The sequence below is a fragment of the Candidatus Thiodiazotropha sp. AKIB8 genome (genome assembly GCF_058244675.1).
In genome coordinates, this window is sequence record NZ_JBSYOO010000028.1 from 62,785 (window position 1) to 80,383 (window position 17,599).

Consider the following 17,599-nt stretch of genomic DNA (forward strand, 5'->3'; position numbering starts at 1 on the left):
ACCTACGAGCCATATACCAGAGTATGCATAAACGGTTTCAACAAATCGGACTGATTGGTAAACATGGCGACCCGCTAGTCAAGCAGACCCTACTGCGACTCTACGACTATCTCATCGAGCAGCAACATGAGGTGGTCATTGAGGAGGCTACCTGTCGGATGCTTAACAATAAACCGGTATCCAGTGTACCGGAGATCGATCTTCCAAAGCACAGTGATCTTGTCATTGTTGTCGGAGGTGACGGCACACTACTACATGCAGCCCGGGTATTATCGAAACAGAATATCCCACTTCTGGGGATAAATCTGGGAAGACTGGGTTTCCTGGTCGATATTTCACCAGATGAGATGACCCAGCAGTTGACCGAGATACTGAACGGTCAATATGAGCAGGAGTGTCGTTTCCTGCTTGAGGTCGGGATGGGAGATGAGTCGTCAGATAAGCAGAATATTCTGGCATTCAACGACGTCGTTTTACATAAATGGAATATCGCAAGGATGATTGAATTTCAGACCTATGTTGACGATCAACTGGTCAATGATCAGAGGTCTGATGGTTTGATTGTCTCAACCCCGACCGGGTCGACTGCGTACGCACTCTCAGGTGGCGGTCCACTGCTCCACCCCTCGTTGAACGCTATCGTTCTGGTACCGATCTGTCCTCACACCTTAAGTAACCGGCCCATTGTTGTGGATGGTGACAGCTTGATAGAGATACGTCTTGATCCGGCCCACGCGGAGGATGTTCAGATCACCTGTGATGGACAAGCCACCATACCGGCCATGCCGGGAGAGGTAATCCGGATTCGCAAGTCGGAACAGATGGTCAGACTGATACATCCCAAAGGCTACGACTACTACAGTATCCTGAGAGCGAAGCTCGGATGGGCTGAAAATCCGAAAAAAAATAGATGCTGATTCAATTACAGGTCCATAATCTGGCCATCGTCTCATCCATGGAGCTGGAGCTGCTGGATGCACTTACTGCATTGACCGGGGAGACCGGCGCTGGCAAATCGATCCTCATCGATGCACTTGGACTAGCCCTCGGTGAGCGGGCTGACAACGGTATGATCAGGGCAGGTTCCGACAGAGCAGAGGTTACCGCTCAGTTTGATATCAGCAAACTTCAGCAGGCCAGTGAATGGCTGAAGCAGCATGACCTGGATGAAGAGGATGAGTGTATTTTACGACGCAGCCTCAACAGAGAGGGGCGATCACGCTCCTTTATCAATGGTCGTAGCGTACCTTTACAGCAACTTCAGGATTTAGGTGGATTATTAGTCGAAATTCATGGCCAGCACGCCCATCAATCCCTGCTCAAACCGAATCACCAAAGAAGCCTGCTGGACGCCTACGGCGGCCACACCGAGCTGAGCACCAAGCTGGCACAACAGCACAAGCGCTACCAGAAAGCGCATAAAGAGCTTGTCACTTTAACCGCTGCTGCCGAAGAGCGGGCATCTCGCCTTGATCTGCTCCGTTACCAGGCACAGGAACTGACCAGCCTGGGTATTACTGCAGAAGAGCTCACAACGATAGAGCAGGAACATTCACGACTGAGTCACCTGGAACAGCTCAGAAGCAGTTGCAGTGAGATTATCTCTTCACTTGATAGCGAAAATCACTCACTACGCAGCAAACTCTCCCATTCACTGGACAATATCAACCAGATGGCGCAGCTGGATGCAGCACTGGCAGACCCCAGAGAGATGTTTGACAGCGCCCTGATACAGCTCGATGAGGCCCTGGCTTATTTACGTAACTATCTGACAGACATAGCTTTGGATCCAGCCGGTCTACAGCAGCTTGAGGAGCGTCTGAGCACACTGCACGATACTTCAAGAAAATACCGGGTCAAAATAGATCAACTGCCTGAAAAACTCCAGCAAATCGAGACTGAGATAGCAACACTTGAGCGAGCGGACGAAACCCTCGCTGATCTATCGAATCAAGTTGAGGAGCAGAGAGATACATACCTCAAATTGGCTGAAAAACTCTCTTTGAAGCGTCAATCATCTGCAAAACGGCTGAGTAAGGAGATTACCGAAGCGATGCAGACACTGGGCATGCCTGGTGGTCGGTTCACGGTCTCCTTAACCCCTTTGGATTCAACACAAGCTGGTCCCCAGGGCCTTGAGCAAATCGACTTTCAAGTATCTGCTAATCCAGGGTTACCACTCGACTCGTTGAGTAAAGTTGCTTCCGGTGGCGAACTATCCCGCATCAGTCTTGCAATTCAGGTAGCGACCATCCAATACAGCGCCACACCCACCCTGGTATTCGATGAAGTGGATGTAGGCATCGGTGGCAGTGTTGCAGAAATTGTTGGGCAAATGCTTCGTAAACTGGCTTCAGACCGACAGATTCTATGTGTTACCCACTTGCCACAAGTAGCGGCACAGGCCATGCACCATTTCCAAGTCCAGAAGACAACGCAGAAAAAGATGACCCGTACCGATATTGCCAGACTGGATGATGAAGCGCGCATTCAGGAGATTGCCCGCATGTTGGGAGGCGTAAAGATTACAGAGCAGACACTGGCTCACGCACAGGAGATGGTCTCACTCGCAGCCCATTAATATTAACCCACCTGGCACTTTGGGTTACCGCAATGGCCATAAATAATCAGGGAGTGATCGACGATTTCAAAGCCATGCTCACTGGCAATTTCCCGTTGCCGCTTTTCAATGGTTGTATCGACAAACTCTTCCACCTTGCCACACACCACACATACCAGGTGGTCATGGTGACTGCCACGTTCCAATTCGAACACCGCATGGCCACCCTCAAAGTTATGTCGGGTAACCAGACCAGCTGCTTCAAACTGGGTGAGAACCCGATAGACGGTGGCCAGACCAATCTCTTCACCCTTCTCAAGGAGTAACTTGTAGACATCCTCAGCACTTACATGACGCTGAGCACTACTTTCCAGCAACTCCAGTATCTTGACCCTGGGCAGGGTCACTTTGAGACCGGCTTTTCGGATATCTTGATTATCCATCCCTTCTTTTCTCCAACAAGTGTCTCTTGGATATGGAATGCGTTATTATGACGACTGGAAACAGATTGTACTCGTAATGAAAAAGATTCTCATCTTCATTTTAACTCTTTTGCCTGGACTCAATGGGTGTACCTCCTGGGAGGAGATATCCCTGGTTCACTCACCTGATATTGAACAGGGCAACATTGTTACCCCGGAAATGGTTGCTCTGCTTGAGCCCGGCATGTCTCAACGTCAAGTACGGTTCGCTTTAGGTACACCGATGCTGAGGGATGTCTTTCACGGTGAGCGGTGGGACTATATGCTCTCAATAAAACGCCGCAACGAAGCAGTTGAGATCAAACGTTTTAGCGCCTATTTCGAGGGTGATTACCTGACTCGCTTTGGTGGTGACATCAAACCCGCTGAAAATGTGGAATCAAATCAGGAAAAGCGTGAACTTGTAGCCAGCGTACCCGATTATGACGGGGATTTTGGTATTCTGGAGAGACTTTGGTATTCACTAGGATTCGGTGAGCCAGACTAGTGGGCAGTGTAGTAAATTCATTAATTTCCAGAGCCCACGGTTAACCCGCTCAGGAAAATAATCCAGCTGTAGTTTTCTGAATTTAATTCATGCTGGAGCGAGCAGCAATCGTTCAAGCCCCCCCTTTACGCATCGTCTTACCCTCTGCAGCCCGTTTCTTCCTAGCCTCCTTGGGATCAGCAATTAATGGTCGGTATATCTCTACCCTGTCTCCTTCAGTCAACAGACTTTCAAGTTTGGCCGCCTTGCCGAAAACACCTGTTTTGTTGACTTTAAGGTCAATCTCCGGGAACCGCTCAAGAACGGCTGACTGTTCTATCGCCTGTTGAACTGTCAAGGGTTCACTGGACTCGACCACCAGTAATACCTGCTCGTCCAACTTGCCATAGGCAACTTCATATTTCATTGTCCTGCTTTCCTATAAATCTCGTCTGCACGTTGGCAAAAGGCATCTACCAGCGTATTGGCGATTTGACTGAAGACCCGACCAAAAGCAGCATCAATCAATCGGCCAGCGAATTCAAATTCCAATACTAATTCAACCTTGCAAGCATCTTGTTTGAGTGCAATAAAATGCCAGCTCCCGTGTAATTTTTTGAATGGACCATCCCTCAAATGGATATCCATTCTTTCATCTGTAACCAGTTTATTGCAGGTTGAAAACCGCTGTTTGATACCTACCCGTGACACTTCGAGTTCACCACATATCTCTTCAGGTGTACGGGAAATCAATCGACTAGCGCTGCACCAGGGTAAAAAATGTGGGTAGTCCTCGAAATCACAAACCAACTGAAACATTTCATGGGCTGAGTGTGTAACCAGCGCACTCTTTTTAACAACCGGCACTTTTAAAATATTCCAATAGCATTCAAAAAAACCACCACTACAGCTAATGGCGATACATAACGGATCAGTGTCCACCACAGTTTGTATCGTCCAGGGCCCATCTGAAATTCATCCTGACTGGATGATTTTTTCATCAACCAACCACTGAACACCGCGATCAGCAAACCACCCAGGGGCAACATAATGTTGGCCGTCAAATAGTCGAGCAGATCAAAAAAGGTCATACCGAAGAGTTTCAACTCCGATCCGATATTAAATGAGAAGACAGTACCCAGACCGATAACCCAAGTTGTCATACCAATCCAGATTGAAGCACGAACTCGCGTCATACTGCGGTTCTCAACCAACCACGCTACTGCAGGTTCGATAAGAGAGATCGAAGAACTCCAGGCAGCAAAAACCAGCAGAATAAAAAACAGCGTGCCAAAAATTTGCCCCCCAGGCATAGCCCCAAAGGCGATCGGTAGAGTCTGAAAAATCAGACCGGGACCTGCTCCTGGCTCGAGACCATTTGCAAAAACAATGGGGAAGATAGCCATACCGGCTAATAGAGCAACCGCTGTATCCAATAATGCGATTAATACTGCCGATCCCGCAATTGAGGACTTTTTCGGCATATAGGAGCCATAGACCATGATTGCCCCCATACCCAAGCTCAAGGTAAAGAATGCATGCCCCATCGCAACCAATAGCGGACTGCCACTGAACTTACACTGTTCAAGCCCATCAACAACCTGACAAGTATAAATTAACTTATTGAAATCCGGGGTAAAAAGAAACTCAACACCCTGAACAAAAAAGCCAGTATTCATTGCATATCCGACCAACACAATGAGTAGTACAAATAGTGCTGGCATCAGATAGGTGACGGCCCTTTCAAGACCCGACTTCACCCCTTTCGCAACCACAAACATACTCATCAGCATGAACAGGGTATGCCAGGCCAAGAGTCGTTCTGGACTACCCACCAATCCATTGAACAGTCCCTCGATAGCAACCGCATCCATGCCATTGAAAACCCCAGCACCGGCACGCACAACATAAGCCAACGCCCATCCCGCAATGACACTGTAGTAGGAGAGGATGAAAAAACCGGCTAAAACACCACTCCAACCAACCAGTGCCCAGGCTTTATTGGCACCCTCCTCCCGACTCAGAGCTGCCATTGTGTTGATCGGACTCTGTCTGCCTCTTCTTCCGAGCATGATCTCGGCCATCATGATAGGTATACCTACCAATGCGATACATAACAGATACACGATAACAAATGCACCACCGCCATTTTCACCGGTGATATAGGGAAACTTCCAGACGTTACCCAAACCAACTGCTGATCCGGTAGCTGCCAGAATGAATACCAGCCGTGACGACCACTGACCATGAATGGATTGTCTTTCAGTCATATAATCTTGCCCTTTAACAGCCCCTGAATGAGCACCCCCAAAGCTTAACTGAATATTGCCACGTGAGGTTAGGAATTTAAATGCTGATGATTTTCCTGATTTCGAGGGCATTTCACAAGCCAGCTCTAGCTAGTAGTCTAATACAGCATTAGAATAGCCCGATGGCAAGCAAAGCAAAGAAGAAAGGTCAGGGGCGCCCTACTATAGCGCTGAACAAGAAAGCAACCCACGATTTTTTCATTGAAGATCGATATGAGGCAGGTCTGGCTCTACAAGGCTGGGAGGTCAAAAGCCTACGGGAAGCACGGGTTCAAATCAAAGAGAGTTACGTCACTATCAAGGATGGCGAGGCCTTTCTATTTGGTGCCCATATCGTCCCCCTGAGTACTGCCTCCACCCACATCCACCCTGATCCCACACGCACGCGTAAACTCCTGTTGCATCGCAGTGAGCTGAATAAATTAATCGGGCTTGTGGAGCGCAAAGGCTACACACTGGTACCAACCGCGCTCTACTGGAAGAAAGGCATGGCGAAACTGGAAATAGGCATCGCCAAAGGCAAGAAGCTCCATGACAAAAGAGCGACAGATAAAGACCGTGACTGGAAAAGAGAAAAAGAGCGCCTCTTTAAGCACAGCTGATCCCATTTTCACAGCTCAGCGACACTAAGCATATTTTCATTGGTCAGGAACCACTGCCTGGCATATAATGTCTGACTCACTAACCGTTACGGGGGCGACGTAGGCTTCGACGGGGGTTGCAAAACCTGAAGTGCATGCCGAGGTGCAGAATACCTCGCAAAACTATCTGCAAACTTATAGTTGCCAACGACGACAACTACGCACTCGCCGCTTAATACCCGGTAGGGTGCCGTCTGACTGGAGCCGTGCTTGTGCGTCCAGCTTTTCAGGCGTCATATCTCACAAGATCGCGTTGAAGCTCGTCCGGGGTGGATTCGTTAAAACCTTACCGGAATCGCTTATTGCGCGCCCTGTCCGTCGGGTGGTAATCGGCTAAATATAATAGGCTGGACTAAGCATGTAGAACTTTTGGCAGAGGACTCGCGGACGGCGGTTCGAATCCGCCCGCCTCCACCAATTCAACAAACTTTCTTCTTATTCTGGCAAATCAATGGATGCCTTTGTGTATCCATTGATTGCTTCAGCTCTATCAAACTGTCTTTCGTAAAGTCGTCTTAGCTTCTGTATCAGCAGTAGGCACATGACGTCCGTAGTCATCAGAAAACCGTTCGATATCGTCTTCCCCCAGATAGCTACCTGTCTGCACCTCAACAATTTCCAAAGGAATAAGACCAGGATTTTCAAGGCGATGCATGGTTCCAATTGGTATGTACGTAGACTGATCCTCTGTTAGTAACTTTTCTTCTTGTCCATTAGTTATCCTTGCAGTGCCTTTTACTACAACCCAGTGTTCAGCACGGTGATTGTGTTTTTGCAATGAGAGGCTGGCTCCAGGATTGACGACAATTCGTTTTACTTTGAATCTTGCACATTCGTCCACGGTTTCGTATCTACCCCAAGGGCGATACACCCTGACATGACTGAAATGTTCAGTTCGACCTGAGACTTTGAGCCGATCAACGATATCTTTTACATCCTGTGACCGTGATTTATCAGCAACCAGCACTGCATCAGCGGTTTCGACAACCACTAAACCATCCAAGCCAATACCGGCAATCATTCGACTTTCGCTACGCAAATAGCTGTTCGTAACATCCTTGGCGAGAACATCCCCTAAAAAGACATTATCATCATCACTATCTTTTACCGCTGCATCCGAAAGAGCAGACCAGGAGCCGATATCACTCCAGTCAGCTTCCATCGGTACTACCATGGACTTGTCTGTCTTCTCCATCACTGCATAATCTATGGACTCAGAAGGACAGGCGAGAAAAGCCTCTTTATCCAAACGTATAAAATCCAGGTCTACGCTCTGCTTCTCATAAGCAGTAGTCGCTGCTCGAATTATATCAGGTTGGTATTTTTCAAGTTCATCCAGATAGAGTTGCGCTCGAAATACGAACATTCCGCTGTTCCACAAATAGCATCCTGAATCAAGGTAGTTCTGTGCCGTCTCCAAATTCGGCTTTTCAACGAACTCTTTGACTGGGTAAGCGCCTGCAGTCTGACTCTCTGTATCCTTACAGATATAACCAAAACCTGTTTCAGGTTTGTCAGGCACCACACCAAATGTCACCAAGCCACCATTTTTCGCTGCCTCGATCCCCTGTTCCATTGTTTCCAGAAACTGTGCTTGATCATTAATAATGTGATCTGAAGGGGTCACCATAATGAGTGCCTCTTTATCATGCTGCAATGCATGCAGCGCTGCACAGGCGATTGCTGGCGCCGTATTTCTGCCCACTGGCTCAAGCATGATACCGATAGATTTTTTATCCAACTTTCGTATCTGCTCGGCAACCATAAAACGGTGCTCTTCATTACATACAATCAAGGCATCAGTGCTTTCCGGTAAACCAGAAACTCTCTCCAGCGTTGCCTGAAAAAGTGAACTTTTATCCAGTAGAGGTATGAACTGTTTTGGATAGGCACTCCTGGATAGTGGCCATAGTCGTGTTCCTGATCCGCCTGATAAAATAACTGGTACTATCAATGTACTCTCCATCCTTCAAGTAATCTAATACAGATCCGATTCATTTCCTGAACCCATTGTTCAGAACCTGCTTCTGTGTAGCATCGTAATTCCGGGGCATTACCTGAGGGGCGCAAGTGAACAATATCATCCCCCTTAAAGGTAATGCGTACACCGTCCGTTAAATCAATAGTTTTGACCTCTCCAAACTGATCACCAAAAGCCTGCTCAACTGCTTTACTGTCGCGCTCAAAATCTCCGCTTTTAAAGGTTTCCAGTCGTTTATGACTGAGGTCGATGGGAAATGCCTTCAAACGATTGCTGAAGGTATATCGTGCAGGTGCCGAAGCCAGTAATTCAAAGACCTTCATTCCTTTGCTGCGAGCCAGATTCAAGATACTCAGCATGACAATCAACGCATCTCGGGTGGGTAGTGGTTCGAGTATCCTACCCGCCAGTGACAGACTGTCGGCATTGAGAAATCCACCATTGGCTTCGTATCCGACTACACCCTGCTTTCCTTCCTGAAGCAGATGCTGCATGGCAGACACGACATAGGGAGATCCGATACGGGTACGGCTGATCCCATTGAACCAACCAGAACGCTCGACTGCACTGTTACTGCTTACAGGCGTTGCGATCCAATTTGCCTGAAGAAAATTAGCACATAGCATTCCTGCCATATCGCCACGCAACCAATCTCCCTTTTCATCACTGACCAATGGCCGATCACCATCTCCATCAGTTGATACAATACTATCCAGACCGTGTGCATGGACCCATTTTTTCGCTAAAACAATATCCTCTGACCTGATCGCCTCAGTATCCACCGGGATAAACTTTTCAGAAAAACCTAAGCGGGTGACTTTTGCGCCTAATGCTTCAAGAACCTCTGCAGCGGATTCCCTGGCGACACTTGAGTGCTCATACAAACCGATTTTCATACCATCCAGACAACCTGGTTCAAAAAAATCGATATATCTTTTTACATATTTCTTATATGCCTCACGCTCGATAGGAGGCAGGTCAATGGATTGGGTGAAAGCGCCTTGTTGATCAAAGAGGTCTTTAGGAATCGCTATCTTCTGATTGCGAATTGCCTCTTCATCCTGCTTTAAAATTTCACCATCAGGACGATTGAACTTTATTCCATTACGGTCATCTGGTATGTGACTACCGGTAACCATAATCGAGGGAATACACTGTTGTAGTCCATAGAGTGCAACCGCCGGAGAGGGGATAAAACCACAGTTAATGGGCTGAAGACCACTATTAAGAATAGCCTTACAGACCGCCCCCATGATTCTTGGAGTACTGGAGCGAAGATCCCCAGCTACAGCAACCTGTCCTTTTCTACTGCTCAGCCCAGAATCAGTAAGATGTTGCAGGAATGCAGTTGTATATGAATATGCAATTTTTTCACTCAATGCACTCACTAAACCCCGTGCACCGCTAGTACCAAACGTAACCCCGGAATCCCGCATCATTTCGGTTATTGTGTGGTAGCTCAAATCCATATTAAACCTAAATAGGTTGTCCTTAAAAAATAGTTAACTGTTAGCGTATGAATAGGTCTTCATAATGGTGCTGATGCGCTATTGAAAGTCCAAATCGTTTAGGAAAACCTATCCTTATGAATCGTGATAATATTTCTTGAATAGTAACTTGGCAGAATCTCGATTGAAATCAGTTATGCGTCTACCTGATTTACCAAGTTCTCCATGATCTTCGCGCTGAGGCCTTAAGGAATCAGCCTGGCCTCCTGCTAAAACCACTGGCTTGACGATGTTAGACGCATCCTGATTACTCTGCGTGTGAGCATTTCGAGCCTTGGCTTTATCTTCTAAAACCGAGATGACCAGTTTGCTATCCAATAGTGTTTTCTGATCGGCGAATCCATAAACCAGAGCCGCATCACAAATTGTATTGATAACCCGGGGAATCCCCTGACTGGCACGGTAAACCAGAGTAGATGCGCCCTTGGTGAAAAGAGGCTTGTTCCTTCCTGCCAATCGGGTTCGGTGAAAGATATAGGCCCGTGTTTCATCTTCACTAAGTGCAGATAAATGGTAATCAACCGAGACTCTCTGTTGAAATTGCAGAAAATCATCATGTTTCAGCATACTGCGTAACTGCGGCTGGCCGACAAGCACAATTTGTAACACTTGATGCTTATCTGCATTGATATTCGATAGCAGTCTTAATTCTTCCAGAACCTGGGCTTGCAGATTTTGAGCCTCATCGACAATCAGTACAGTTCGTCTGTTTTGTGCGTATTGCTCAATGAGAAATTGGGTGAAAATATCATGTAGAACAACCCGTTCCTTTTCACGGTACTCCAACCCGAATGCCAACAGTACCCACTGAAGGAGTTCTCCCATATCGTGATGGCTGGTGTTCACCAGTCCAACAGTAATATCTTCATCCAACTGGTTGAGCAAATGACGGATCAGTGTTGTCTTACCACTGCCTACTTCACCTGTTATTACTGAAAATCCTGCCTGACTAACCATCCCATACTCAAGCATGGCATAGGCAGTACTATGCTTTTTCCCTAAAAACAGGAAAGAAGGATCTGGAAGTAAGGTGAATGGTTTTTCAGTAAAACCGTAGAAATCTTCGTACATCCGTGCTCAGGCTCAGGAAAGCAGCCACTTCTCCAAATATTAGGTTATGGTTCTGTTATTATCTCACGCAACGCTGATTTACAGCAATAATCAGATCGACATTTTCACTATTTCAGCTGAAATTCTGTAAGTTGTTGATTTAACTATGATATGTCAATTAAGGACTGTTAGTTAGCTGCTTTTTTAAAGCAGGACTTCGTCTTCCATACATCTTTTAAGGGAGCTGATCCAATCAGGCAAAACCAAGTTAAACTGTTGATTTAACTTTGAATTATCAAGTACTGAGTAGGCTGGACGCTGCGCCGGGGTTGGGTATTCTGAGGTAGTTATGGTTTTCAGCGAACAAGATTCCCCTGAAAGAGCGAGAATCTGACTGGCGAAACCATACCAACTGGTTACCCCACCTCCTGTCATATGGTAGAGCCCTCGCACTTGATTGATCTGCTTTAAGCCCAGATGGAGCTGGAGAATAATCTGTGCCGTTGCCTCGGCAATCATTCGACTCCAGGTTGGCGCCCCCTTCTGGTCGTCCACTACACTTAGCTCATCTCGTTCCCTGAATAACCGCAGCATGGTTTTCATGAAATTCTGGCCATGATTGCCGTATACCCAGCTTGTTCTAATAATCAAAGCATTCACATCTGCCGCAAGAATACGGCGCTCACCTTCCAGTTTAGTCTCTCCATAGACACCAAGTGGAGCGGTTTCATCACCCTCCGTGTAGGGTGTACTGCTTTCACCAGAGAAGACGAAATCTGTCGAGTAGTGGACCATCACTGCACCAACTTCAGCAGCCATATGAGCCAATAGCTCAGGAGCCTCAGCATTCAGTTGATGTGATAGCTCGATTTCAGATTCTGCTTTATCAACCGCTGTATGTGCAGCTGCATTAACAATGTAATCAGGCTGTAGAGTTGCAACTGTCGTTTTTACAGCTTCTGCATCAAGAAGGTCCAAGGCATAACCATAGCTACCACAAAGCGAAGTTGCTGCTACATCGGCAAATGTAGCCATTGTCCGCTGGAGCTCCCAGCCTACTTGGCCATCACAACCAATCAAAAGAATTTTAGGACGAAGCATGACTACCTTACGAGGAACTTTCAGGTTGGTATATTGGGAACAACTCTGTCTCTATTTCACTGAGAAGTGGTGCATCCCGGTCTTTTTCGGCCAACAATGGGGTTAGATCAGATGGCCACTCGATCCCAATCTCAGGATCATTCCATAGCACTGAAAATTGGGTTTCTGGATGGTAATAATCGCTGCACTTATATGAAAATATGGCGTCTTCACTGAGCACAAGATAGCCATGGGCAAAACCTTCCGGCACATAAAACTGATGGTGGTTGGATTCTGAAAGATGTACACCGACCCACTGCCCAAACCAGGGTGAGCCTCTACGCACATCGACTGCCACATCAAAAACTTCACCACGAATAACCTGTACTAGCTTTCCCTGACCAAAAGGATTCTGAATATGCAGGCCACGTAAAACCCCCCGCTCTGAATAGGCTTGATTATCCTGTACAAATCGCTGTGGCAGACCAAATGATGCATATCGATCACTTTGCCAGCTTTCCATAAACCAGCCACGCTGGTCACCGAAAACCTTGGGCTTAAGAATCAGCACCCCCGGAATTTTTGTCTCTTGCACATCCATGTCTACATTCTCCGCTCGCAAAGGCTAAGCAGGTATTGTCCGTAGCCGTTTTTGCTCAGGGCCTCTGCCATCGATTTCAGCTCCTCTACACCGATCCAGTCTTGAGTGAAGGCAATCTCCTCTGGACAGGCAATCTTTAATCCCTGGCGTAACTCTATTGTTTCAATAAAATTACTGGCCTGGATCAGGCTCTCATGAGTACCGGTATCGAGCCATGCAATCCCACGCCCCATCTTTTCCAGCTGCAATTTACCCATTTCCAGGTAACATTTATTGAGATCTGTGATCTCCAGCTCTCCTCGTGGTGAAGGCTTGAGGGACAATGCCAGATCTGTTACCTGCTCATCGTAAAAATAGAGGCCGGTAACTGCATAGTTTGATTTCGGTTTCTCTGGTTTCTCTTCAATCCCGCTGACCAGTCCCTGATCATCAAAATCAACAACACCATAGCGTTCTGGATCCTTAACCCAATAGCCGAAAACTGTAGCACCATCCGTAGAAACGGCAGCCCGTTTCAGCGACTCAACCAAACCATGGCCGTAGTAGATATTATCACCGAGTATGAGACAACATGGATCCCCAGCTATAAACTCCTGCCCGATAATAAAAGCCTGGGCCAATCCACCTGGTTCAGGCTGCACCGCATATGTGATATTGATGCCCCACTGTTTACCATCACCTAACAAGCCCTCGAAAAGGTGAGCATCTTGAGGAGTAGTAATAATCAGGATATCCCGAATTCCTGCCAACATCAGTGTGGAAAGCGGGTAGTAGATCATCGGCTTGTCATAAACCGGGAGTAACTGCTTTGAAATCGTGAGCGTGAGTGGGTGGAGACGAGTGCCTGAGCCACCAGCCAAAATAATACCTTTGGTTACAGTTTTTTCCATCACTCGCCCTGCCCCAGCCGTTCACCACGATAGCTACCGTCCAGAACCCTTTGGCTCCAGGTCACATTTTCCAGATACCATTGAACAGTTTTTCTCAATCCTGTCTCAAAGGTCTCCTTGGGCGTCCAACCCAGCTCACGCTCAAGTTTGCCTGCATCGATCGCATATCGCTGATCATGGCCTGGCCGATCATTTACAAAAGTCTTTAACTGATTGTGGGGTATATATTCAGAGTCAGGGGCCAATTCATCCAGTAAGGCGCAGAGGGTATCCACCACCTCCAGGTTGGACATCTCATTATTACCCCCAACGTTATAGACCTCTCCAGCCCTTCCCGATTCAAGTACCCGCCAGATAGCACTGCAATGGTCTTCAACATAGAGCCAATCCCGTACATTACTACCATCGCCGTAGATAGGGAGCGGCTCACCAGCCAGCGCCTTCTGAATGAAGAGCGGAATAAGCTTTTCGGGAAACTGATATGGACCATAGTTATTTGAACAATTTGTCGTCAATACCGGCATGCCATAGGTGTGATGCCAGGCACGTACCAGATGGTCAGAGGCCGCTTTGGATGCTGAGTAGGGTGAATTCGGGGCATAGGGCGTAGTCTCGGTAAACATCCCCTCCGCCCCCAATGAGCCATAGACCTCATCGGTGGAGACATGTAGAAACCGGAAAGAGTCAGCTTCACCAGCAGACAAGGTCTGCCAGTAAGATCTGGCACACTCCAACAGGTTGAAAGTACCACCTATATTGGTGTCAATGAACTCGGCAGGGCCATCGATTGACCGGTCAACGTGGCTCTCAGCAGCAAAATTGACCACAGCATCAGGTCGAAAGCGCTCAAAAAGGCTCGAAACCAGCTCCTGATCCTGAATTTTTCCCTCTACAAAATGGTGATTCGGATGATCTTGCAGCGATTGCAGAGTATCCAGATTACCGGCATAGGTCAGGGCGTCCAGGTTCACAACACGAGGCGGATTCGCCAAAGAGAGGAGAAAGTGGACAAAATTACCACCGATAAAACCGGCACCACCGGTCACGAGAATTGTTTTCATTACTTACAATGCCATCCAAATCAATATGTTATGCCACAGCCAACCGAAAACGCAATGCAGCATTATACAGAGTTGAGCCTCTGCCAACTACGTGATATTTAGATTTGGATTTGCAGGGCTCTACTTTGTTTAATTGTAAAAACTGGTAATCCATTAAAAGAGGGCTATGACTGTATCGACAGTCACGAATCTTACAGCATGTGGCAATGCTTGAGTGAATGTACAAAACCCGTGTGAATGGATACTCAATTTCAAATTCATTTGATGAGCAGACTTTTTTGCCCATTCTGTCTGCCTAAAGGTAAAACAAGGTACGGCAGGCAACACTCTACTCGCGCCAACTAAACGACTGCAGGGTAAGAGCAGCCCACCATCCTGGCAAGATCATGCTGAATTTATCATTGCTAGTAGAGCATTTATTATAAATCTCGGCAGGCAATGTAATGACCTTCACCCTCACTGTGACAATTTAGCTTTTAGTGATTCAGCCTCACTCATGCCTTCAAAAGATTTGCCAGATGCTAATGCCGCATCAAGATGATTTTTTGCAGCCCCATTATCCCCTATCTGATGATAAGCCAGGGCGAGATGGTAATCGATCTCAGGTATCTCTGAGCTTTTACTATGGGCCCGCCTGAGAACTGATAAGGCCTGATCTGTTTCACCACGCTTAAGGTAGGTCCACCCCAGCGTATCAAGCACAATCGGATTCTCGGATGTGGCAAAACTATCTACAAGTCTCAGTGCCTGATCCAGTTTAGCCTGATCAGGCTCCCCTCTAAGGAGTATCATAGCCAGATTATTAGCTGCCAAAACATGATCCGGATACTTAGCAATAATGCGCTGGTAGATTTGAATCGATTCTTCAACCTGCCCGAGCTGATCCAGCGCATTAGCAAGTTCGATACCCAAAACCGGGTCATTTGTATTCCCAAATCCTCTCTTCAAAATGGCTACAGCATCAGATTGGTTGCCTTCCATAAGCTTTATTTTAACCAGGTTACGATAGGGAACAGGCCACTCTTTTTTGATGCTGAGACTATGCTCGAAAGCACGTTCAGCTTCCTTAAGCCGCTTCTGTGAGAGGTGGAGTTCGCCCAACAAATTATAAGCAAGGAAGTGGTTCGGATCTGATTTAACAGCCTTCTCAATCTGTTTCAGCGCCTCACCAGCCTGTTCCAACCCCATATAGCTTTTCGCCAGTGCGACAAGCACATCGATTGCCCCAGGCTTAAGCTCCAAAGCGTGCGTTAATTGAGGCACACTCTTTTCCAGTTGCCCCTTGCTCTGGAGGACCAACCCCTGATAGTAGTAACCCAAAGCTTCATCTTTATGTTCTGATTGAAGAATTTTTGCTACATTCAACAATTCATTCCAGTTTTTTTGTTTTAGATAGACGATTCCAAGACCTCGAAGCACCGTAATATCTTTGGGTGCGAACCGACGCATCTTTTGCAATACAACTGCTGCATCATCAAGTTCACCCATCTGAATCAGTAGTTGAACCAACTCAAAATTAGTCGCTGATTCCTGAGGCTGAATCTTGATGGCATCCTCAAGGCTCTGCCGAGCCAGCTCGATCTCCCCCTTCTTTAAGTGAGATCTCGCTTTCAGACGATGGGCCTTGACGTAACCAGGATCTTCTCGCAGCAGGGTTCGCAGATCAGCAATACCCCTATCTGGATCATTTGTAACCAGTGCAATACCGGCACGCACCAAAAGCGCATCTTTATATTTTGGATCTGCCTCCAGCACCTCTTCGACCAGTTGATTGGCCTGATCGATCGAACCCTCTTTGACCAGAACACTAGCTTTGAGTGTTTTGGCAACCAGTCCGTCCGAAGTCTCACCGGCCTGATCAATAACGTCGGACAGCACACCAATAGCCTCAGCCTTGCGGTCAGAACTGATATAGTTTCGTGCCAATTCAAGTTTGAAAGCATGAATCTTAGGGTTTTGAGCAGCATACTCACTCAGTAGTTCCTCTGCTTTCTCCTCATCATTGTTACTTTTCAAAAAGGCGACCAGACCGATTTTCGCTTCAACACTATCGGGAAGATCGGTTACAGCCTGCCTGAAGACCGCCTCTGCCAAATCGCTTTTACCCTTCTCTTTGTAGTAGCTGGCTAAATGCAAGCGATGTTGTAACTTATCAGGATTAGACTTGATCAAGTCAGACAACACGCTGACAACATCCTCCTCTCTATTCGCCTTGGCATAGAGCTTAGCCAACAGCAGGTATGAGGCAACCCGATCACTATTTTGGGCTAACGAATCCTTGGCAATCTTGATTGCACGATCCATCTCTCCTTGATCCGCATAGAGTGCCGACAGTAGTGAAGCGGCCTCAACATTACCCGGATCAGACGATATCGCATTCAGCACATCTTCTATTGCTGCATCACTCTTACCTGATTTTGCCATGGCAAAGCCACGAAGCACGAGTGCTTCTGCGTGATTCGGGATGATAGTCAAAGCTGCACCAGCTGCTTCTAACGCCTTTTCAGTCTCTCCTGCAAGGACATAAATGGTGCCAAGATGAACCTGAGCATCCAGATGTTTTGGATTCAGCTCCACAGCCCGGAAGAAGAGTGAAAAAGCCTTTCGCCAGTTTTCCTCATTTTCTTCGAGCAAGCCGAACATATAGTAGGCATCGGCGTCTTTGGGATCGATCTGCAGAACATTTTTGAATTCGAGACGGGCTTTGGTGTAGTTGCCTTGATTGTAGAGTTCCATTCCACGATCGAAATAGGCTTGTTTTCGATCTTCCTTACTGGAGCAACCCGAAACCATGGCGAGCACTGACCAAACAAGAACTATCAAAAGAGATTTTTTTACAGAGAAAGAGAGATCCAGGGTCGTCTTCATTGACATTACCTACTTATCCGAGAATGCCCACCTTGCACTCATTTTTGGTGGGCCATTAATTTATCATTTTACAATCAAACTGTTGTATTTCTATTAACAAAT

At 47.1% G+C, this 17,599-nt stretch carries 16 protein-coding genes and 1 other RNA gene; 5 read left to right on the top strand and 12 right to left on the bottom strand.

Annotation, left to right across the window (positions count from 1 at the left end; genetic code table 11):
- The first annotated feature begins 23 nt into the window (after window positions 1-23).
- Together AC4IFB_RS05895 and recN are read left to right on the top strand one after the other, a co-directional pair.
- Window positions 24-917, top strand: a complete 894-nt coding sequence (locus AC4IFB_RS05895; protein WP_490778262.1) for an NAD(+) kinase — start codon at window positions 24-26, stop codon at window positions 915-917.
- Window positions 911-2,581: a DNA repair protein RecN gene (gene recN, locus AC4IFB_RS05900; protein ID WP_490779651.1), complete on the top strand. Its 1,671-nt coding sequence runs from the start codon at window positions 911-913 to the stop codon at window positions 2,579-2,581. Before AC4IFB_RS05895 ends, recN begins: the two co-directional genes overlap by 7 nt.
- A 2-nt stretch (window positions 2,582-2,583) precedes the next feature.
- On the opposite strand, the gene fur is transcribed toward recN, so the two are convergent.
- The gene (fur, locus tag AC4IFB_RS05905) at window positions 2,584-3,003 is read right to left on the bottom strand and encodes a ferric iron uptake transcriptional regulator (protein ID WP_490778260.1); all 420 of its coding nucleotides are present in this window, start codon (window positions 3,001-3,003) and stop codon (window positions 2,584-2,586) included.
- A 37-nt stretch (window positions 3,004-3,040) separates the two neighbouring features.
- Here fur and AC4IFB_RS05910 point away from each other — a divergent pair, with 37 nt between their 5' ends.
- Window positions 3,041-3,529, top strand: coding sequence for an outer membrane protein assembly factor BamE (locus AC4IFB_RS05910; protein WP_490778259.1), 489 nt, complete (start codon window positions 3,041-3,043; stop codon window positions 3,527-3,529).
- Window positions 3,530-3,641: 112 nt separating this feature from the next.
- Here the strand turns inward: AC4IFB_RS05910 and AC4IFB_RS05915 are convergent, their stop codons facing one another.
- From AC4IFB_RS05915 to AC4IFB_RS05925, 3 genes are read right to left on the bottom strand one after another with little or no spacing between them, the layout of a single operon-like run.
- The gene (locus AC4IFB_RS05915; protein WP_490778258.1) at window positions 3,642-3,935 is read right to left on the bottom strand and encodes an RnfH family protein; all 294 of its coding nucleotides are present in this window, start codon (window positions 3,933-3,935) and stop codon (window positions 3,642-3,644) included.
- Window positions 3,932-4,375, bottom strand: coding sequence for a type II toxin-antitoxin system RatA family toxin (locus tag AC4IFB_RS05920; RefSeq protein WP_490778257.1), 444 nt, complete (start codon window positions 4,373-4,375; stop codon window positions 3,932-3,934). Before AC4IFB_RS05920 ends, AC4IFB_RS05915 begins: the two co-directional genes overlap by 4 nt.
- Window positions 4,376-4,377: 2 nt before the next feature.
- The gene (locus tag AC4IFB_RS05925; protein ID WP_490779652.1) at window positions 4,378-5,778 is read right to left on the bottom strand and encodes a sodium-dependent transporter; all 1,401 of its coding nucleotides are present in this window, start codon (window positions 5,776-5,778) and stop codon (window positions 4,378-4,380) included.
- A gap of 161 nt (window positions 5,779-5,939) precedes the next feature.
- On the opposite strand from AC4IFB_RS05925, the gene smpB reads away from it, so the two are divergent.
- Both smpB and ssrA read left to right on the top strand, forming a co-directional pair.
- A complete protein-coding gene (gene smpB / locus AC4IFB_RS05930; protein ID WP_490779653.1) occupies window positions 5,940-6,419 on the top strand; it encodes an SsrA-binding protein SmpB in 480 nt (159 codons plus the stop codon).
- Between the two features lie 90 nt (window positions 6,420-6,509).
- Window positions 6,510-6,875, top strand: a transfer-messenger RNA (tmRNA) gene (gene ssrA / locus AC4IFB_RS05935).
- 73 nt (window positions 6,876-6,948) lie between these two features.
- Here the strand turns inward: ssrA and AC4IFB_RS05940 are convergent.
- The 8 genes from AC4IFB_RS05940 to AC4IFB_RS05975 form a co-directional block, all read right to left on the bottom strand.
- On the bottom strand, window positions 6,949-8,424 hold the full coding sequence (locus AC4IFB_RS05940) for a mannose-1-phosphate guanylyltransferase/mannose-6-phosphate isomerase (RefSeq protein ID WP_490779654.1): 1,476 nt from the start codon (window positions 8,422-8,424) through the stop codon (window positions 6,949-6,951).
- The gene (locus AC4IFB_RS05945; RefSeq protein ID WP_490779655.1) at window positions 8,409-9,902 is read right to left on the bottom strand and encodes a phosphomannomutase; all 1,494 of its coding nucleotides are present in this window, start codon (window positions 9,900-9,902) and stop codon (window positions 8,409-8,411) included. The genes AC4IFB_RS05940 and AC4IFB_RS05945 overlap by 16 nt, the downstream gene beginning before the upstream one ends.
- Before the next feature lie 120 nt (window positions 9,903-10,022).
- The gene (locus tag AC4IFB_RS05950) at window positions 10,023-11,018 is read right to left on the bottom strand and encodes an ExeA family protein (RefSeq protein WP_490779656.1); all 996 of its coding nucleotides are present in this window, start codon (window positions 11,016-11,018) and stop codon (window positions 10,023-10,025) included.
- A 183-nt stretch (window positions 11,019-11,201) separates the two neighbouring features.
- Window positions 11,202-12,098: a dTDP-4-dehydrorhamnose reductase gene (rfbD, locus tag AC4IFB_RS05955; protein WP_490779657.1), complete on the bottom strand. Its 897-nt coding sequence runs from the start codon at window positions 12,096-12,098 to the stop codon at window positions 11,202-11,204.
- Between the two features lie 7 nt (window positions 12,099-12,105).
- Window positions 12,106-12,678 carry a dTDP-4-dehydrorhamnose 3,5-epimerase gene (rfbC, locus tag AC4IFB_RS05960; RefSeq protein WP_490779658.1) on the bottom strand — a complete coding sequence of 191 codons (573 nt, stop codon included), beginning with the start codon at window positions 12,676-12,678 and terminating at the stop codon, window positions 12,106-12,108.
- Between the two features lie 2 nt (window positions 12,679-12,680).
- Window positions 12,681-13,568: a glucose-1-phosphate thymidylyltransferase RfbA gene (gene rfbA, locus AC4IFB_RS05965; protein WP_490779659.1), complete on the bottom strand. Its 888-nt coding sequence runs from the start codon at window positions 13,566-13,568 to the stop codon at window positions 12,681-12,683.
- Window positions 13,568-14,629 (bottom strand): dTDP-glucose 4,6-dehydratase, encoded by a 1,062-nt coding sequence (gene rfbB, locus AC4IFB_RS05970; RefSeq protein WP_490779660.1) that lies wholly within the window; start codon window positions 14,627-14,629, stop codon window positions 13,568-13,570. The genes rfbA and rfbB overlap by 1 nt, the downstream gene beginning before the upstream one ends.
- Before the next feature lie 456 nt (window positions 14,630-15,085).
- Window positions 15,086-17,503, bottom strand: a complete 2,418-nt coding sequence (locus tag AC4IFB_RS05975) for a tetratricopeptide repeat protein (RefSeq protein ID WP_490779661.1) — start codon at window positions 17,501-17,503, stop codon at window positions 15,086-15,088.
- Window positions 17,504-17,599 lie beyond the last annotated feature (96 nt).